The following is a 17474-nucleotide window of genomic DNA, read 5'->3' as shown; positions in this document are numbered from 1 at the left end:
ATGGGGTCAGTTCTGTCATCGCGTCATGCACTGGAGCATGACGCGATGACAGAACTGACCCCGGTGGTGGTGCTTAGTGTTTCAGGCCGCGCCAGCCGATGTCGCTGCGGTACTGCATGCCGTCGAAGTGGATCTTGTCGACCGATTCGTAGGCCTGCTTTTGCGCCATCTTGATGCTGTCGCCCAGGCCGACCACGCACAGCACGCGGCCGCCGCTGGTGACCAGCTTGCCTTCCACGTCGGCGGTGCCGGCGTGGAAGGTGACCGATTCCGGCGTCTCGGCCGGAATGCCGTCGATGATGTCGCCCTTGACCGGGCTGTCCGGGTAGCCGGCGGCGGCCAGCACCACGCCCACGGCGGTGCGGCGGTCCCATTCCAGTTCCACCGCGTCCAGCGTGCCGTTGACGGCGTGTTCCATCACCGTCAGCAGGTCGGTCTTCAGGCGCGCCATGATGGGCTGGGTTTCAGGGTCGCCCATGCGGCAGTTGAATTCCAGCGTCTTCGGGTTGCCCGCCGCGTCTATCATCAGGCCGGCGTACAGGAAGCCGGTGAAGGGGATGCCGTCCTTGTGCATGCCCGCGATGGTGGGGTTGATGATTTCGCGCATCACGCGCGCGTGCATGGCCGGGGTCACGATGGGGGCCGGCGAGTAGGCGCCCATGCCGCCGGTGTTCGGTCCCTGGTCGGCGTCCTGCAGGCGCTTGTGGTCCTGCGAGGTGGCCAGCGGCAGGATGTTCTTGCCGTCGCACATGACGATGAAGGACGCTTCTTCGCCGGCCAGGAATTCTTCGATCACGATGCGCGCGCCGGCGTCGCCGAAGCGGTTGTCGGCCAGCATGTGGTCCACCGCCTGGTGCGCTTCTTCCAGCGTCAGCGCCACGACCACGCCCTTGCCGGCGGCCAGGCCGTCGGCCTTGATGACGATGGGCGCGCCCTTGGCGTCCACGTAGGCGTGGGCCAGTTTCACGTCCGAGAAGGTCTGGTATTCGGCGGTGGGGATGCCGTGGCGCTGCATGAAGGCCTTGGCGAAGTCCTTCGACGATTCGAGCTGGGCCGCTTCGCGGGTGGGGCCGAAGACTTTCAGGCCGCGCGCGCGGAACAGGTTGACGATGCCGCCGGCCAGCGGGGTTTCCGGGCCGACCACGGTCAGGGCGATGTGTTCGCTTTCAACAAAGGCGGCCAGCTCGTGCAGGTCGGTGATGTTGATGTTTTTCAGGCGCGCGTCCAGCGCGGTGCCGCCGTTGCCGGGGGCAACGTAGACCATCTGCACGCGTTCCGATTGGGCCAGTTTCCAGGCCAGGGCGTGTTCGCGGCCGCCCGAGCCGACTACCAAAATTTTCATAAGACCGTTTCCGAATGTAAAACTGGGAAAGCGGCCCTGCGGCCGCTTGAAATGCTGCAGGCCGCGATCAGTCTTCGATCAGGGCGTTGGAGTAGACTTCCTGCACGTCGTCCAGGTTCTCCAGCGCGTCGAGCAGCTTTTGCATCTTGAGCGCGTCGTCGCCGGTGAACACGGTTTCGGTGGCGGGCTTCATGATGATCTCGGCCACTTCGGCCTTGAAGCCGGCCGCTTCCAGCGCGTCCTTGACGGCGGAGAAGTCGTGCGGGCCGCAGATGACTTCGAAGCCGCCTTCCTCGTCGGCCACCACGTCTTCGGCGCCGGCTTCGAGCGCCGCTTCCATCAGCTTGTCCTCGTCCGCGCCGGGCGCGAACAGGAACTGGCCGCAGTGCTTGAACATGAAGGCGACCGAGCCTTCGGTGCCCATGTTGCCGCCGTATTTGTTGAAGGCGTGGCGTACTTCGGCCACGGTGCGCACGCGGTTGTCGGTCATGCAGTCGACAATGATGGCCGCGCCGCCGATGCCGTAGCCTTCGTAGCGCACTTCCTCGTAGTTGGCGCCGTCCTCGCCGCCGGTGCCGCGCGTGATGGCGCGCTGAACATTGTCCTTGGGCATATTGGCGTCGGCCGCCTTGTCCACCGCCAGGCGCAGGCGCGGATTGGTGTTGATGTCGCCGCCGCCCATGCGTGCCGCGACGGTGATCTCCTTGATCAGGCGGGTCCAGATTTTGCCGCGTTTCGCGTCCGTTGCGGCCTTTTTATGCTTGATATTGGCCCATTTGCTGTGTCCAGCCATGTTCAATCTTCCTTCGACGGTATGCCAGTGAGGCCGGTATTTTAACATAAGGCCCCCCTGAAAACGCGCCTGGCGGGCCGGCCTAGCCGTAAGGCGTGTAGGCGAAGCCGTCGCCGATAGTGACGGCGAGCTGGGCGTAGTTTTCGCCGCTGTCGGCGAAGCCCAGCAGCACGTCCTCGCGGGTCACGCCCAGCTTGAGCACGCCGGTCCAGTAGTCGAAGCCGGCCTGTTCGTAGGGGCGGTGCAGCACGTTCTGGTAGAGCTGGGCGACAAGGGTCTCGTTGCTGAGCTTGGCGCCGTAGCGGTCCGCGAATTCCTGGCTGCCGATAAAGCTGGAGGCGATGCCGCGCATGGCCAGGCCCTGGTCGGCCATGGCGATCCAGTAGCCCAGGCCCACCAGGTCGGGCTGGCGGTCGAACGCGGCCTGGTACAGGCGGTAGACCAGGCCGCCGGTCTCGCCCGCGCCCACGTCCAGCGCCACCATGGTGTCGCTGAATTTAAGCCGTTCCATGGTGCTCAGCGTATCGACGCCGTCGGCGCCGGTCTTGTCGCTCAGCACCACCGCGCCGTTCTGGCGCTGCAGCGTGTAGCCGGCGCGCGCGCCGGCGTAGCTGGCGGTGTCCAGCCCGGCGCCGCCGTCCATCCTGTCGTTGCCTGCGCCGCCGGTCAGCACGTCGTTGCCTGCCGCGCCGGCCAGGCGGTTGTCCAGCGCGTTGCCGGTCAGGCGGTCGTTGCCTGCGCCGCCGAAGCCGTTTTCAATATCGCTGCCGAAATTGATGGTGACCTGGCCCGGCGCCGTGATGGTGGCGGCCTTGGCGCCGATGTGGCTCCAGTAGCCCGCTTCCAGGTAGAGCGTGAGGTCCTGCTTCAGGGCGCTGCCATCTATGGTGTCGCTGCCGCCGCCGTCCCAGATCATGCTGGAGGCGCCCGCGTCGAGCGCGTACACCGAGTCGCCCGCATGGGCCTGCGGCGCCACGCCGTACAGGGCCTGCAGGGCGGCGATGTCGAAGGGCGCGTAGACGTGGTAGCTGTCGCTGCCGCTGCGGTCCTCGGTGTAGCTCATGACGGTGACGCTGGTCTTGTCCTCCGCCGCCGGCAGCACGGCGGGCGGCAGGTCGAAGGGGTGTTTCAGGCCCAGCGAGTGGCCCAGTTCGTGCAGCAGGATGCGCCACATTTCCTTGCCGTTGTCGGTGCTGGGCGTCTCGGTCCACTTGGTGCTGCCGACCATCAGCACCGACGCGTGCCCGCCGTAGATGCTGGCCGCGTAGCCGCCCGAGGTGGGCTGGCGGTTGTAGCCGAAGACGATGCTGTAGGGCGTGTCGGCGGAGGCGGTTTCCACGAAGCGCACATTGAGCAGCGAGCTGGCGTAGGCCATCGCTTGCAGGGCGTAGCTTTTCTGTTCCGCGTTGAAGGGATGGAAGCCGTCCAGGTCGGTGGTGGTGAAGAAGCTGGCCGCAGCCTGGGCGAAGCTGTAGTACACCACGTGCTGCACGGTGTTGGCCGTGGTGAAGGCCGATTCATAGGTCAGCGCGTCGATCCAGTAGGGCAGCTTCTGCACGCCGGGCGCCCAGGTCCATTGCTCCACGGCGCTGTTGGTCTTGTACCAGTCGGCGTAGATCACCCCCTTGTCCTGGCCGCTGCTTTCCTGGATGCGGTCCAAGCGGCTGCGGATGATATAGGTGTCGTCGCCGCTGCCGCCCAGCAGCAGGTTGGCGCCGGCGCCGCCGTCCAGCGTGTCGTCGCCGTCCTCGCCCCACAGCTCGTCGTCGCCGTCGCCGCCGTAGATGGTGTCCTTGCCGGCGCCGGCGTAGAGCTTGTCGTTGCCGGCGCCGCCGCTCATCACGTCGTCGCCGGCTTCGCCGAAGACTTCATCGTCGCCGTCGCCGCCGGACACGGTGTCGTTGCCGCCGCGCGCGTAGAGCTTGTCGTTGCCGCTGCCGCCGTCGATCACGTCGTTGCCTTCGCTGCCGAAGATGGTGTCCTTGCCGGCGCCGCCGTTCAGGATGTCGCCCAGCAGGTCGGGCAGGAAGGTGCCGGTGGCGTTGTCGTACAGCTGGCCGCTTTGCAGGTAGTCGTCGCCGTCGCCGCCGTCGAGCTTGTCGGTGCCGCCGCCGCCGTCCAGGGTGTCGTTGCCGGCGCCGCCGTAGACGGTGTCGTTGCCGCCGTAGGCATACAGCTTGTCGTTGCCGTCGCCGCCGTCCAGCGTGTCGTTGCCGGCGCCGCCGTACAGGGTGTTGTCCAGCGCGCCGCCCAGCAGGAAGTCGCCGCCGTTGCCGGCCTGGACGGAACCGGAGGCGGTGTACAGCAGGCGGCCGCCGCCGGACAGCGTGACTTTCAGCTGGTCCAGCTGCAGCGCCGCGCCGCCCGGTCCCCGCAGCGTGAGCGCGCCGAGCGCGGCCGCGTCCAGCACCAGGGCGCCGTTCAGCGTCTGTGCCCGCAGCGCGCTGGCGGCGATGCCGCTGGCGTCTATGCTGTCGCCCGCGGCGAAGGTGATGGTCTTGGTTTCGCCGGGCTGCCAGGTATGGATGGTCATTGCAATGTAGAAATAATTCCTCGAGGATACACGTTACCATATTGCTAACGCTTAGTCCAGCGCCGGGCTCAGCGCCATACGTTGTTTGGCCTTACAATCCACGCATGACAAATGTATCGCCACTCTCCCGTCCGCAATATCTTGGCGGACTCGCCATCGCCGTAGGCGGCGCGGTGCTGTTCTCCACCAAGGCCGTGGTGGCCAAGCTGCTCTACCGCTACCATATCGACGCGGTCACCCTGATCGCCTTCCGCATGATCTTCTCGCTGCCGGTGTTCGCCGCCGTGGCGCTGTGGAAGATGCGCACCGAAGCGCCGCTGAGCCCGGCAGACCGCTGGCGCCTGGTGGGCCTGGGGCTGATCGGCTACTACCTGTCCAGCTTCCTCGACTTTCTCGGCCTGCAGTACATCTCGGTGGGCCTGGAGCGGCTGATCCTGTTCCTCACGCCCACCTTCGTGCTGATTATTTCCACCCTGTTCCTCAAGCAGCACATCAGCCGCAAGCAGTGGCTGGCGCTGGCCCTGTCCTATGCGGGCATTGTGCTGGTGTTCCTGCACGACCTGAAGGGCGGCGGGCCGGACATCGGCCTGGGCTCGCTGCTGGTGCTGGGCTCGGCCAGCTCCTACGCGCTCTACCTGCTGTTCTCGGGCGAGATGGTCAAGCGCCTCGGCTCGCTGCGCCTGGTGGCTTATGCCATGTGCGTGTCCAGCGTGGCCTGCATCGCCCAGTTCTTTGTCCTGCGCCCGGCCGGGCTGCTGATCCAGCCCATGCCGGTGTACTGGCTGTCGCTGGCCAACGGCATCTTCTGCACCGTGCTGCCGGTGTTCATGACCATGACCGCGGTGCAGCGCATTGGCGCGGGCACGGCCTCGCAGGCCGGCATGATAGGCCCGGTCTCCACCCTGTTCCTCGGCGCGCTGATACTCGGCGAGCCGGTCACCGACTGGCAGCTGGGCGGCACCGCGCTCGTGCTGGCCGGGATATATTTGCTGTCGAAAAAATAGCCCTTCAACCTTTACGATGGATGCCTTATGAAGCCCCGCATTGCCCTGATCGCGCACGACAAGAAAAAAGACGACATGATTAAGCTGGCCGCCGAATACCTCGGCTTCCTCCAGACCTGCACCCTGACGGCCACCGGCACCACCGGCGGCCGCCTGGCCAACGAGCTGGGGCTGGCGGTGGACCGCAAGCACTCCGGTCCCTTCGGCGGCGACCTGCAGATAGGCTCCATGCTGGTGGAGGGCGGCATCGACGCGGTGATCTTCCTGCGCGACCCGATGACCCCGCAGCCGCACGAACCGGACATCAATGCGCTGGTCCGCGCCTGCGACGTGCACAATGTGGCTTGCGCCACCAATTTATCGACGGCGCACCTGGTACTGTCCCAACTGCAACTGACGCAACAGTAAGGAGCCGGCATGAGCAAAGCGATACGCATGACCCGCACTGGCGGGCCGGAAGTGATGGAGTATGTGGACGTGGAGGTGGGCGCGCCCGCCCCCGGCGAGGCGACGGTGCGGCACGAGGCCATCGGCGTCAACTTTATCGATGTGTATTTCCGCACCGGCCTGTATCCGCAGCCGCTGCCGGCCGGCCTGGGCATGGAAGGCGCGGGCGTGGTGGAGGCGGTGGGCGAGGGCGTGACGGAAGTGAAAGTGGGCGACCGCGTGGCTTACGCGGGCCGGCCCAACGGCTCCTACGCGCAGGTGCGCAATATGCCGTCGGCGCAACTGCTGGTGCTGCCGGACAAGATCGATTTTGAAACCGGCGCGGCCATGATGCTGCAAGGCCTGACGGTGCAGTACCTGCTGCACCGCACCGTGGCCCTGAAGGCCGGCGACACCGTGCTGTTCCACGCGGCGGCCGGCGGCGTGGGCCTGATCGCCTGCCAGTGGGCCAAGGTGATGGGCGTGAACCTGATCGGCACCGTGGGTTCGGACGAGAAGGCGGCGCTGGCCATCGAGAACGGCGCGGCGCACGTGATCAACTACAACAAGGAAAACTTCACCGAGCGTGTGCGCGAGATTACCGGCGGCCAGGGCGTGTCGGTGGTTTACGATTCGATCGGCAAGGATACGTTCTTTGGTTCGCTCGACTGCCTGGCGCCGCTGGGCACCATGGTCAGTTTCGGCAACGCGTCCGGCCCTGTGCCGCCGTTCAGCCTGAGCGAGCTGCAGTCGCGCGGCTCGCTGTTCGTGACGCGGCCCACGCTGATGTCGTACGCGGCCAAGCGCGAAGACCTGGAGGCCATGGCCCAGTCGCTGTTCGGCGTGGTCAGCAGCGGCGCGGTGAAGGTGCCGGTCATGCAGCGCTATAATCTGGCGGATGTGGGGCAAGCCCACATCGACCTGGAGTCGCGCAAGACGACAGGCTCCTCCATTTTGCTGCCATGAACGATATGAATTCAGAAGACCACACCAGCGACGACGACGGCAACCCCAAATTCGGGCGCCTGCTCGCCGTGCTGGTGAGCGCGGTGCTGCTGGTGGTGGCGATTACCTTCGCTTCCGAGGCTTACTTCAGCTGAGCCGGCGGGTTACGCGCGTTCCGCGCTAACCCGCCCAACGCAGCAATCCAGCAAGCCGGACCATCGTAGGGCGGGTTAGGCGCGGAGCGCCGTAACCCGCCGTGCACGCCGGCTTATCGCCCTACCGGCACGCCGTCGGCGCTGAGCACGCTGACTTCGCCCCAATTGAGCGAACGCACGCCCGCCTCGATCTTGCGCAGGTCGCCAATCACGATCCACACCACTTCATCCGGCTTGATGAACTTGGCCGCCGCATTGGCCAACTGCTGCTCGCTGAGCGCGCGGGTGCGGGCGGCGTAGCTGCTCCAGTGGTCGTCCGGCAGCCCCAGGTTCAAGGTGGTCAGCGCCGCGCTTTCCAGCGACTGGATGGTCTCGAAACGCCCGCTCAGGCGCGACGTCACCGTGCGCATGATGCTGGTGTATTCCTCACCCGTAATCGGACGCGCGCCGGCGATGTCCTTGATCTCCTTGGCGATCTCCTGCATCGACTCCTTGGTCTTGTCGGTCTGCACCGGCGCCACCACGAAGAAGGGACGCTGGCCGCGCGTGGCCGCGATCTGGCTGCTGGTGCCGTAGCTCCAGTGCTTGTCCAGGCGCAGGTTGCGGTTCAGGCGCGCGGTGGCCATGCCGCCGAAGTTGGTCATCACCGGCTCCAGCGCCAGGTCTTCCGGCTGGCCTTGCGTCTGCGAGATATGGGCCGCCATGATGGTCGATTGCGGCGCGTCCGGCTTGTCGATCAGGAAGATGCGCTTGCCTTGCGTGACCGGCGCGGTGACCAGCGCCTTGGCCGGCGCCTTGCCCGCTTTCCATTTGCCGAACGAGGCTTCCAGCATGGGTTTCAGCTGCGCCAGCGTGGTGTCGCCCGCGACCACGATGGTGGCGCTGCCCGGCTTGAACCAGTTGGCATGCCATTTCACCACGTCTTCGCGGGTGATAGCGGCCACGGTCTGCTCGTAGCCGCTCTGCGGACGGCCGTAGGCGCTGTCCGCGCCGTACAGCACCACCGGCATCACGCGCTGCACCAGCGCCGATGGCTGGGCTTTTTCCTGTGCGATTTCCTGCACGCGGCGCTCCTTGGCCAGCGTGAACTGGTCGGCCGGGAAGGTGGGCGTGAGCGCGGCTTCGGCCATCAGCTGCAGCGACGGCGCCAGGTTGGCGGTGGTCGCTTGCAGGCGGGTGATGGACTGGTCCTGCGTGGTGCCGCTGCGCAGGCGGCTGCCCAGCGAGTCCAGCGCTTCGGACAGCTGGAAGGTATTGTGCTTGGCCGTGCCCTTGTCCAGCAACTCCATGGTGAGCGAGGCCAGGCCGGCCTTGTCCTTGCTGTCCGAGGCGGCGCCGGCGTCGATGGCCAGCGCCACGCTGACGATGGGCGCGGAGTGGCGTTCCAGCAGCATCACGTTCACGCCGTTGGACAGCGTGGTGCGTTCGATGGCGGGGAACTTCACGTCCGGCGCCTCGCCCAGCGCGGGCAGCAGCTTGCGGTTCAGCGTGGACTTGGCGGCGGCCAGCTTGGCGAAGGGCTTGACCGTCATGGTGTAGTGGTTGGCGCGCAGCCACTGGTTGGCGGTGGCCTTGATTTCGGCCGGGGTGGCCTTGGTCATCACGTCCAGCTGGGCCATGTGGGCGTCCGGCGTGCCGCCGTAGGTCTGGTTCTCGGCCAGCTGGTTGGCGCGGCTGCCGATGCGCTCCATCTCGCGCGACAGGGAAGCCAGCTTGATGGTGCGCACGCGCGCCAGCTCTTCGGCGGTCGGGCCTTTTTCAAGCAGCTCTTTCACCGCCGCGTCGATGTCGCGTTCCACTTCGGCCTGGTCGGCGCCCGGCTTGAGCGTGGCGACGATCTGGAAGGTGCCGGCGATCTCGCCGCCGCGCGCAAAGGCGCTCACGCCGGTGGCCGTGCCCTTGTCGTACACCAGGCGCTTCACCAGGCGCGAGCTCTTGCCGCTGGCCAGCACGTCGGCCAGCAGGTCCAGGTGCTGCTGCTGCGGGTCTTTCCAGGCCGGCGCGTGCCAGGCGCGGTAGATGCGCACTTGCGGCACCTGGTCTTCCATCTCATCGCGGATGTTGCGGTCCAGCGCGGGGATCCAGGTCTCGGTGCGCGGCAGGGCAGGGCCGGGGGCGATGCCGTCGAAGTACTTCTTCACCAGCTCCAGCGCGCGTTCGGGCGTGATGTCGCCGGCCAGCGAGATGACGGCGTTGTTCGGGCCGTAGTAGGTCTTGTACCATTCCTTGATGTCGTCCAGCGAGGCGGCGTTCAGGTCGTCCATGCTGCCGATGGTGGTCCAGGAATACGGGTGGGAATACGGGTACATCTTGGCCGGCTGCTCAACGCGCACGCGGCCGTAGGGCTGGTTCTCGCCCTGGCGTTTTTCGTTCTGCACCACGCCGCGCTCGCGCTCCAGCATTTCCTTGGAAATGTAGTTGGCCAGGAAGCCCATCCGGTCCGCTTCCAGGTACAGCGTGCGCTCCAGCGCGGATACCGGCACGTCTTCAAAGAAGTTGGTGCGGTCGGTGTTGGTGGTGCCGTTGCGGTTGCTGGCGCCCAGGTCGTCCATCGCTTCGCGGAAGCCGTGCGGGTAGTTCTCGGAACCGTTGAAGAAGAAGTGCTCGAACAGGTGGGCAAAGCCGGTCTTGCCGCGCTTCTCGTTGCGCGAACCCACGTGGTACCACATGTTCACGGCCACCACGGGCACGTTGTGGTCTTCATGCACGATCAGCGTGAGGCCGTTCTGCAGCACGAACTTCTTGTAGTTCAGGGCGTAGGGCTTGAGGTCGATGGCTGGCGCGGCCTTGGCCGGCTTGGCCGTTTCCGCGGCAGTGGAGGGAAGGGTCTGCGCAAAGCAGAGTGCAAGCGCGAGCGCCAGTTTGGTCTTCATCGGTCACCTGTTGTAGTTTTGAATAAAAAGATGCGCGAGCGGGGTTGCCGTCGCGCATGCTGTCTTTATTCTAACAAGGTGTCCTTCGGCAGCGTGCGGAGAATTGTAGCTGCCTGATACAAATGGCTTTTATTTAAGTTCCAGCTCCACTTGCCGCACCTGGCCGTTTTGCGCCGGGAAGCCGGTGAAGGCGCTTTGCACCAGCGCCGGCATGATTTGCGGCGTGGACTGCTTGCGGCTGGTGTTCTGCACCGTCACGTCATACAGCTTCTGGCCGGCCACGGTGTTGATGGCCACGCGCAGCTGGCGCTCGTAGCTGTGGCGTATGGTTTCCCGCAGCGTGCTCGGGCCGTAGAAGAAGGGGTCGTAGAACGGGCTGTAGCCGCCCCAGCGCGAGTAGTACGGACGATAGAAGCCGCGGCCGTAGTAGTAGCTGCTGGTGAGGTAGGGACCGGTCCAGAACGGGTCATACGCTTCCAGCACGCGCACCGGGCGGTCTATGGTGCTGACGAAGACGCCCACTTTCAGCTTGGCGCTGTTGCCGTCGGCGGCAGGGGTGAAGCCCAGCTTGGCCAGCTCCTGGCCCACCATGGCCTGGTAGGTGCGCAGTTCCAGCGTGTCGTCCGGGCTGCGCGGCTGGTCGAACACATAGGATTTTTCCGGCAGGCTGGCGGGCCAGGCCTGGAAGGTGGTGACGTCGCTACGGATGGTGGTGGCGCAACCGCTCAGCAGCAAACTGGCCGCGGCTACCAGGATGGCTAGTGATTTCATGATATTGCTCTCCTGCAATAATAACAAAACAGTTGTGGCTTGATACAGTGTACGGCGGCAGCGAAAGTTGCGCTTAACTATTACAGAATGTTACGCAGCCGCGCTCCCCCGGGGCCGGTGTTGGTAGAATAGCTCTTTCCCTAGGTTCCGATCGAATACCCCATGCGCACTGACAGCCCACAGACGATCTTCCGTAAAGACTACACCCCTCCCAGCTACCTGGTTCACACGGTGGAACTGGGCTTCGACCTGGACCCGGCCCGCACCATCGTGGCCAACCGCGTCACGCTGAGCCGCAACCCGGCCAGCAAGAGCAAGGATCTTGTGCTGCACGGCGAGGAAATCGATCTGGTGGCGCTGCGCATGAACGGCAAGACCCTGGCGCCGGGCCAATACGTGCTGGGCAGCCATACGCTGACCATCCCGAAGGCGCCGGCCGAGGTGACGCTGGAAATCGAGACCCTGTGCGCGCCCGAGCTGAACACCACGCTGTCCGGCCTGTACGTGTCCAACGGCAGCTTCTACACCCAGTGCGAGGCCGAAGGCTTCCGCCGCATCACCTACTTCCCGGACCGGCCGGACGTGATGGCAAAGTACACCGTCATGCTGCGCGCCGACAAGCAGCGCTACCCGGTGCTGCTGTCGAACGGCAACCTGCTGGAGCAGGGCGACCTGGACGGCGGCCGCCACTACGCCAAGTGGGAAGACCCGTTCAAGAAACCGTCCTACCTGTTCGCGCTGGTGGCCGCGCGCCTGGTGTGCCAGGAGGAGACCTACACGCTCAAGTCCGGCCGCGAAGTGCTGCTGCAGGTGTGGGTGGAAGAGGGCAACCTGGACAAGACCGACTACGCCATGCAGTCGCTGAAAAACTCCATCCGCTGGGACGAGGAGCGCTTCGGCCTGGAGCTGGACCTGGACCGCTTCATGATCGTCGCAGTGGGCGACTTCAACATGGGCGCCATGGAGAACAAGGGCCTGAACATCTTCAACACCAAGTTCGTGCTGGCCAATCCGCGCGTGGCGACCGACATCGACTACGCCGGCATTGAAGCGGTGGTGGGCCACGAGTACTTCCACAACTGGACCGGCAACCGCGTGACCTGCCGTGACTGGTTCCAGCTGTCGCTGAAGGAAGGCCTGACCGTGTTCCGCGACCAGGAATTCAGCGCCGACATGATAGGCACGGCCAGCGGCCGCGCCGTCACGCGCATCGACCAGGTGCGCACCTTGCGCCAGGCCCAGTTCCCGGAAGACGCCGGCCCGATGGCGCACCCGGTGCGTCCCGACTCCTTCGTCGAGATCAACAACTTCTACACCGTCACCGTGTACGAAAAAGGCGCCGAAGTGGTGCGCATGTACCAGACCCTGCTGGGCCGCGAAGGCTTCCGCAAAGGCATGGACCTGTACTTCCAGCGCCACGACGAGCAGGCCGTGCAGTGCGACGACTTCCGCGCCGCCATGGCCGACGCCAACGGCCGCGACCTGGCCCAGTTCGAGCGCTGGTACAGCCAGGCCGGCACGCCCGTCGTCACCGCCAGCACGCGCTACGACGCCGCCGCGCAGACCTATGACATCACCCTGAGCCAGCGCTGCCCGGACACGCCCGGCCAGACCGGCAAGCTGCCCTTCCACATTCCGGTGGCCGTGGGCCTGCTGGGCGCGGACGGCAAGGACATGGCGCTGGCGCTGGACGGCGAGGTAGTGGGTGCGACCACCGCCGTGCTGGAGCTGAAAGAAGCCGAGCAGACCTTCCGCTTCACCAGCGTGCGCGAGCAGCCGGTGCCGTCCATCCTGCGCGACTTCTCCGCGCCGGTGGTGCTGGAATACCCGTACACGGACGCCGAACTGCTGCACCTCTTCCGCTACGACAGCGACGCCGTGAACCGCTGGGAAGCCGGCCAGCGCCTGGCCATGGCGCGCCTGCTCAAGCTCACCGCCGCCGTCGCGCAGGGCGCCACGCTGGCGCTGGACGACACCTTCATCGCCGCCCAGCGCGCCGTGCTGGTGGACGAAACGCTGGACGCGGCCTTCCGCGAGCTGGCGCTGGTGCTGCCGTCCGAAACCATCATCGCCGAGCAGATGGAAGTGGTGGACCCGCACGCCATCCACGCCGCGCGCCAGTTCATGCGCCGCACCATCGCGCGCGAACTCGCGCCCGAGCTGCTGGCGCAATACCAGGCCAACCAGACGCCCGGCCCCTACAGCCCGGACGCCCAGTCGGCCGGCAAGCGCGGCCTGAAAAACCTGGCGCTGGCCTACCTGCTGATCGACCCGGGCAGCGCGGAGCTGAAGCTGGCGCAGCGCCAGTTCGAGCAGGCCACCAATATGACCGACCGCGCCGCCGCGCTGTCCGCGCTGATCCACAGCGGCGAAGACGTGCGCGCCTCCCTGCAAAGCTTCTACGACGACTTCGCCGGCGAAGCGCTGGTGGTCGACAAGTGGTTCGCCATGCAGGGCGCCGCGCCCAACACCGACGTGGCTGTCGTGCGCAAGCTGATGCAGCACCCGGCCTTCACGCTGAAGAACCCGAACCGCGCGCGCAGCCTGCTGTTCAGCTTCTGCCACGCCAACCCATCGCAGTTCCACGCCAAGGACGGCAGCGCCTACGACTTCTGGGCCGAGCATGTGATCGCGCTGGACGCGCTGAACCCGCAAGTGGCCGCGCGCCTGGCGCGCAGCATGGACCGCTGGCGCCGCTACGCGCCCGCGCTGCAGGATCAGATGCGCGCCGCGCTGGAGCGCGTGGCGCGCGCCGCGCCGCTGTCGAACGACGTGATGGAAGTCGTCAGCAAAGCCCTGGCCAACTAATTCGAAATCTGTAAAACCAAAGGAAAACAATGAAACGCATCAGCCTGACCCAGTACCTGGTGGAAGAACAACGCCTCCACAACACCATCCCGGCCGAACTGCGCCTGCTGATCGAAGTGGTGGCGCGCTCCTGCAAAACCATTTCGCACAGCGTAGGCAAGGGCGCGCTGGGCGACGTGCTGGGCGCGCTGGAGACCGAGAACGTGCAGGGCGAAGTGCAGAAGAAGCTGGACGTCATCTCGAACGAGATCCTGCTCGAAGCGAACGAATGGGGCGGCCACCTGGCGGCCATGGCGTCGGAAGAAATGGAAACCATCCACCCGATCCCGAACCGCTACCCGATGGGCGAATACCTGCTGGTGTTCGACCCGCTGGACGGCTCCTCCAACATCGACGTGAACGTCTCCATCGGCACCATCTTCTCCGTGCTGAAAGCGCCGGACGGCATGGTCACGCCGTCCGAGCAGGACTTCCTGCAGCCGGGCGCGCAGCAGGTGGCGGCGGGCTACGCGGTGTACGGCCCGCAAACCCAGCTGGTGCTGACCACCGGCCACGGCGTGAACTGCTTCACGCTGGACCGCGAGATGGGTTCCTGGGTGCTGACCCAGCGCGGCATGCAGATTCCCGCCACGACCAAGGAATTCGCCATCAACATGTCCAACGCGCGCCACTGGCACGCGCCGGTCACGCGCTATGTGAACGAACTGCTGGCCGGCGACACCGGCCCGCGCGGCAAGAACTTCAATATGCGCTGGATCGCCTCCATGGTGGCGGACGTGCACCGCATCCTGAACCGCGGCGGCGTGTTCATGTACCCGGCCGACACGCGCGACACCTCCATGCCCGGCAAGCTGCGCCTGATGTATGAAGCGAACCCGATGGCCTTCATCGTCGAACAGGCCGGCGGCGCCGCCACCGACGGCAAGCAGCGCATCATGGACATCCAGCCGCACAAGCTGCACCAGCGCGTGCCGGTGTTCCTGGGCTCGCGCGACGAGGTGGCCGTGGTGACCGGCTATCACGCGGAATGATATTTTGGCAATGTGCTTAAAAAGCACTAGCGCATTCCGGTGGTTTATTGTTAGAATGCGAGCCTCCTTGCTGTAGCTGGTCACGTATCGCTACAGCTCCAAGGTACAGTTTCGCCGCTGTAGCTCAGTCGGTAGAGCAGCGCATTCGTAATGCGAAGGTCACCAGTTCGATTCCGGTCAGCGGCACCAGTAGGAAGAAAAAGGGTTGTATGCGAGAGCATGCAGCCCTTTTTTCATTTCCGGGCGCCGGCGTATCATGGACTCTTACCGCGAGGGTCATGCCATGAATGTCTTGGAAAACTGTAACGAACCGTTGAATTCCTGCTCACGTCATAATTGAGGAAATTGACAGTGGGTACAAAGATGGTCGAAGATGGCGCGCCCGATCTCAGGGGCGCTTTGATCTTGGCTATTTCGCAGAAACGATAGTGTCGATCATTTGCTGGGAATAGGCAGCGCCCGTCGCTTCGGTCGCCTCCATCATGGCGCGCCAAAGCGGGACGATGCCGACGCCCAGCTTGTCGAAGCGCATCAGGCCGCAGGCATAGATGCCGTCAAAGGTATCGACGGCGCCGCCAAGCTTCTCGCAGGTCGCGGCCTGCTTCGCGCGGTAGGCCTTCACTGCTTCTTCGCTGTACAGGCCAGTCTGGGCCAGGGCGTCGAGTGCCATGGCCTCCGCGCCGCCCTCGTGGATCCACGGACCCTGGTCGTCGCCCACGCCGCCGCGTGCAATCGCCAGTTGCCAGATATGCGCCATCTCGTGCGCCACGGTCTTGGTCGCGTGCTCGCGCAGTTTCGGATGGTCGAGCTGCACTTGCTTGCCTTCCAGCAGATACGAGACCTGGCCCGCGCCCAGAATGGCGCCCCCTTTCATCGAAAAGCCCGGCGATTCGACGTTGCCAACGGCAACCATGATCAGCAGTTCGTCCTTTAACTGGCGCTGATAGGCCTTCTCGTAATACCCGGACGTTTTCGCGCCGACATCTAGTATGGTTTCGCGCAGCCACTGCGGGGCTTTTGGATCGATCACGACTTTCACCGCACCAGCGAGGACTGCCTGCGCCGGTCCGAAGTAGGCATAGCCACGTGGACCACCGGGGTGCAGCCGGTTGGCTGGCGGCGCGATGACGTTTTCCTGCCCCAGGCCAGCCAACTTGAAGTCGGTGCGCATGGCGAGCGTCTTATCGCCTTGTTCGACGTCGCCTTGCAGGTGGCCGAGGTAGACCGATGTCCCGCCATCGCTGAAACGGTTGAACGAGACATAGTCCTTGGGCGACCAGCCGTCGAAAGTCCTGATCTGCACGCTGGCCGCCTTGAACGGCTTGCCCTTGGACGCAATGACATCGAAGTCCGGTCCGGATGTCATGCCCATGCCGGGCGTGAGCACCGTCCACTCCTGCTTGCGGAACGCGCCGATGGAATGAAGTTTGACCGCCGTCACGGCTTGCGCGAAGCGGTAATCCACGCGCCAGAGGTCTCTCGACACATGGCGCACGTCCACTGCTGCGGCAAGCCCAGGCTGCTGCTCCGCATGCACGAGTGGAGCAGCACACAACATCAAGAAGGCGGCGCACAGGCCAAGGAATCGATGCATCGGGAGGTTCTTCAATGACTAGCATGGATCCATTTTACTTGTTGAATTAAAAACAATGCAAATTCAAATGAGGCCATGATGCGTGCGGTGGCCGGTGCGTTGCACAGCATGGTAGGGCGGAATGCGGGCTATCGGCTTATTTGGCTGCGCAGCCAGGTCAGGGCGGGGTCGCTGTCGCTGCGGTTGTGCCAGATGGCTTGCATCTGCCGGCTGCGCGCGGGGTAGGGAATCGGCGCGGCGGGCAGGCCTTCGCGTTCGGCGAACAGCTTGCTGAGGGACGAGGGCAGCACGGCCAGCATGTCGCTGGAGCGCAGCAGGGAGGGCACGGCCAGCGAGTGCGGCACCAGCATGCGCAGCCGCGCCGTTTCGGGCAGCGCGGCGCGGTCGAACATGTCGGACTCGCGCGCCAGGCCGCGTTCGGACAGGAAGCCGTCCACCGCGCCTTCTTCGGCGCCGCCCAGCGAGACGGCGAGCAGCGGATAAGTAGCCAGGTCTTCGGCAGTGACTTTGCGGCCTGCCAGCGGGTGGCCGGGGCGCATGGACAGGGTGTCGGTCTGGGTCCATAGCGGCATGGCGCTGAAGCGGGACGGGATGTCGGCGAACACGCCTATGGCCACGTCGATGCGCCCCAGGTCCAGCTGGCCCGCCAGGTCGATGCGCGTGGATGGGCGGATGACCAGGTTCGCCAACGGGGCCAGTTCCTGCAGTTGCGCGCTCAGGCGCTCCAGCAGCAGGAGCGTGACGTAGTCGGTGGCGGCAATGACGAAGTCGCGCTGCGCGGTGGCGGGCGCGAAGGGCTCGTTGCCCAGCGCGCCGCTGATCTGCAGCAGCGCATTGCGCAGCGGCGCGGCCATGGCCTGGGCGCGGGCCGTGGGCTGCATGCCGCCGGCGGTGCGCACAAACAGTTCGTCGCCCAGCGCTTCGCGCAGGCGCCCGAGCGCGTGGCTGATGGCGGAGTGGCTCAGGTTCAGCCGCCGCGACGCGCGCTGCAGGTTGCGCTCTTCAAACACGATGTTGAAGACGCGCAACAGGTTCAAATCGATGCGATCGACATTCATGGGGGCATGGTGCATTGGGGAGTGGCCATCATAACGCACAGAGCGTGCTCTGCACGGCCCCGCCGGTGTGCCGGGCACGTCCTTTTTTTGCCATTTGGAATCTATTTTGGCTGTGCCGGTGATAAGCTGTTCAATGCACCG

Annotated in this window: 13 protein-coding genes and 1 tRNA gene; 7 read left to right on the top strand and 7 right to left on the bottom strand. The window is 65.3% G+C overall.

The genetic code is table 11. From position 1 onward, the window contains the following. Positions 1-73: 73 nt before the first annotated feature. The 3 genes from purD to KT882_RS26605 all read right to left on the bottom strand — a co-directional run bounded on the left by purD (position 74) and on the right by KT882_RS26605 (position 4668). Complete coding sequence (gene purD / locus KT882_RS26620; protein WP_161074078.1) at positions 74-1342, bottom strand: phosphoribosylamine--glycine ligase; 1269 nt, start codon at positions 1340-1342, stop codon at positions 74-76. Positions 1343-1409: 67 nt separating this feature from the next. Next, positions 1410-2135, bottom strand: coding sequence for a YebC/PmpR family DNA-binding transcriptional regulator (locus KT882_RS26615; RefSeq protein ID WP_161074079.1), 726 nt, complete (start codon positions 2133-2135; stop codon positions 1410-1412). An 82-nt stretch (positions 2136-2217) separates the two neighbouring features. Then, positions 2218-4668 carry a DUF4214 domain-containing protein gene (locus tag KT882_RS26605; RefSeq protein ID WP_267478625.1) on the bottom strand — a complete coding sequence of 817 codons (2451 nt, stop codon included), beginning with the start codon at positions 4666-4668 and terminating at the stop codon, positions 2218-2220. A 104-nt stretch (positions 4669-4772) separates the two neighbouring features. Here KT882_RS26605 and KT882_RS26600 point away from each other — a divergent pair, with 104 nt between their 5' ends. The 4 genes from KT882_RS26600 to KT882_RS30700 are packed head-to-tail and all read left to right on the top strand — an operon-like array spanning position 4773 to position 7198. After that, positions 4773-5672: a DMT family transporter gene (locus KT882_RS26600; RefSeq protein ID WP_161074081.1), complete on the top strand. Its 900-nt coding sequence runs from the start codon at positions 4773-4775 to the stop codon at positions 5670-5672. A gap of 27 nt (positions 5673-5699) precedes the next feature. After that, positions 5700-6080, top strand: coding sequence for a methylglyoxal synthase (locus KT882_RS26595; RefSeq protein WP_161074082.1), 381 nt, complete (start codon positions 5700-5702; stop codon positions 6078-6080). Positions 6081-6089: 9 nt separating this feature from the next. Next, entirely contained in the window at positions 6090-7064 is a 975-nt protein-coding gene (locus KT882_RS26590; RefSeq protein WP_161074083.1) for a quinone oxidoreductase family protein, read from the top strand. Between the two features lie 5 nt (positions 7065-7069). Further along, positions 7070-7198: a hypothetical protein gene (locus KT882_RS30700; RefSeq protein ID WP_260048874.1), complete on the top strand. Its 129-nt coding sequence runs from the start codon at positions 7070-7072 to the stop codon at positions 7196-7198. A gap of 113 nt (positions 7199-7311) precedes the next feature. On the opposite strand, the gene KT882_RS26585 is transcribed toward KT882_RS30700, so the two are convergent. After that, positions 7312-10071: a M16 family metallopeptidase gene (locus tag KT882_RS26585; RefSeq protein WP_161074084.1), complete on the bottom strand. Its 2760-nt coding sequence runs from the start codon at positions 10069-10071 to the stop codon at positions 7312-7314. A 129-nt stretch (positions 10072-10200) separates the two neighbouring features. Continuing rightward, the gene (locus KT882_RS26580; RefSeq protein ID WP_161074085.1) at positions 10201-10842 is read right to left on the bottom strand and encodes a DUF4136 domain-containing protein; all 642 of its coding nucleotides are present in this window, start codon (positions 10840-10842) and stop codon (positions 10201-10203) included. Positions 10843-11004: 162 nt separating this feature from the next. Between KT882_RS26580 and pepN the strand changes: the two genes are divergently transcribed. The 3 genes from pepN (at position 11005) to KT882_RS26565 (ending at position 14870) form a co-directional block, all read left to right on the top strand. After that, positions 11005-13650 carry an aminopeptidase N gene (pepN, locus tag KT882_RS26575; protein WP_228893727.1) on the top strand — a complete coding sequence of 882 codons (2646 nt, stop codon included), beginning with the start codon at positions 11005-11007 and terminating at the stop codon, positions 13648-13650. Between the two features lie 29 nt (positions 13651-13679). Next, positions 13680-14681: a class 1 fructose-bisphosphatase gene (locus KT882_RS26570; protein ID WP_161074087.1), complete on the top strand. Its 1002-nt coding sequence runs from the start codon at positions 13680-13682 to the stop codon at positions 14679-14681. 113 nt (positions 14682-14794) lie between these two features. After that, positions 14795-14870 (top strand) — tRNA-Thr (locus KT882_RS26565). Between the two features lie 220 nt (positions 14871-15090). Here KT882_RS26565 and KT882_RS26560 read toward each other — a convergent pair. Together KT882_RS26560 and KT882_RS26555 are read right to left on the bottom strand one after the other, a co-directional pair. Further along, a complete protein-coding gene (locus KT882_RS26560; RefSeq protein ID WP_228893726.1) occupies positions 15091-16275 on the bottom strand; it encodes a hypothetical protein in 1185 nt (394 codons plus the stop codon). Between the two features lie 128 nt (positions 16276-16403). Next, a complete protein-coding gene (locus tag KT882_RS26555) occupies positions 16404-17333 on the bottom strand; it encodes a LysR family transcriptional regulator (RefSeq protein ID WP_228893725.1) in 930 nt (309 codons plus the stop codon). Positions 17334-17474: the final 141 nt, after the last annotated feature.

Origin of the sequence: Pseudoduganella aquatica, assembly GCF_020865585.1 — a bacterium.
Lineage (GTDB): Bacteria > Pseudomonadota > Gammaproteobacteria > Burkholderiales > Burkholderiaceae_D > Rugamonas > Rugamonas aquatica_A.
This window is presented reverse-complemented; position numbering and strand designations above follow the sequence as displayed.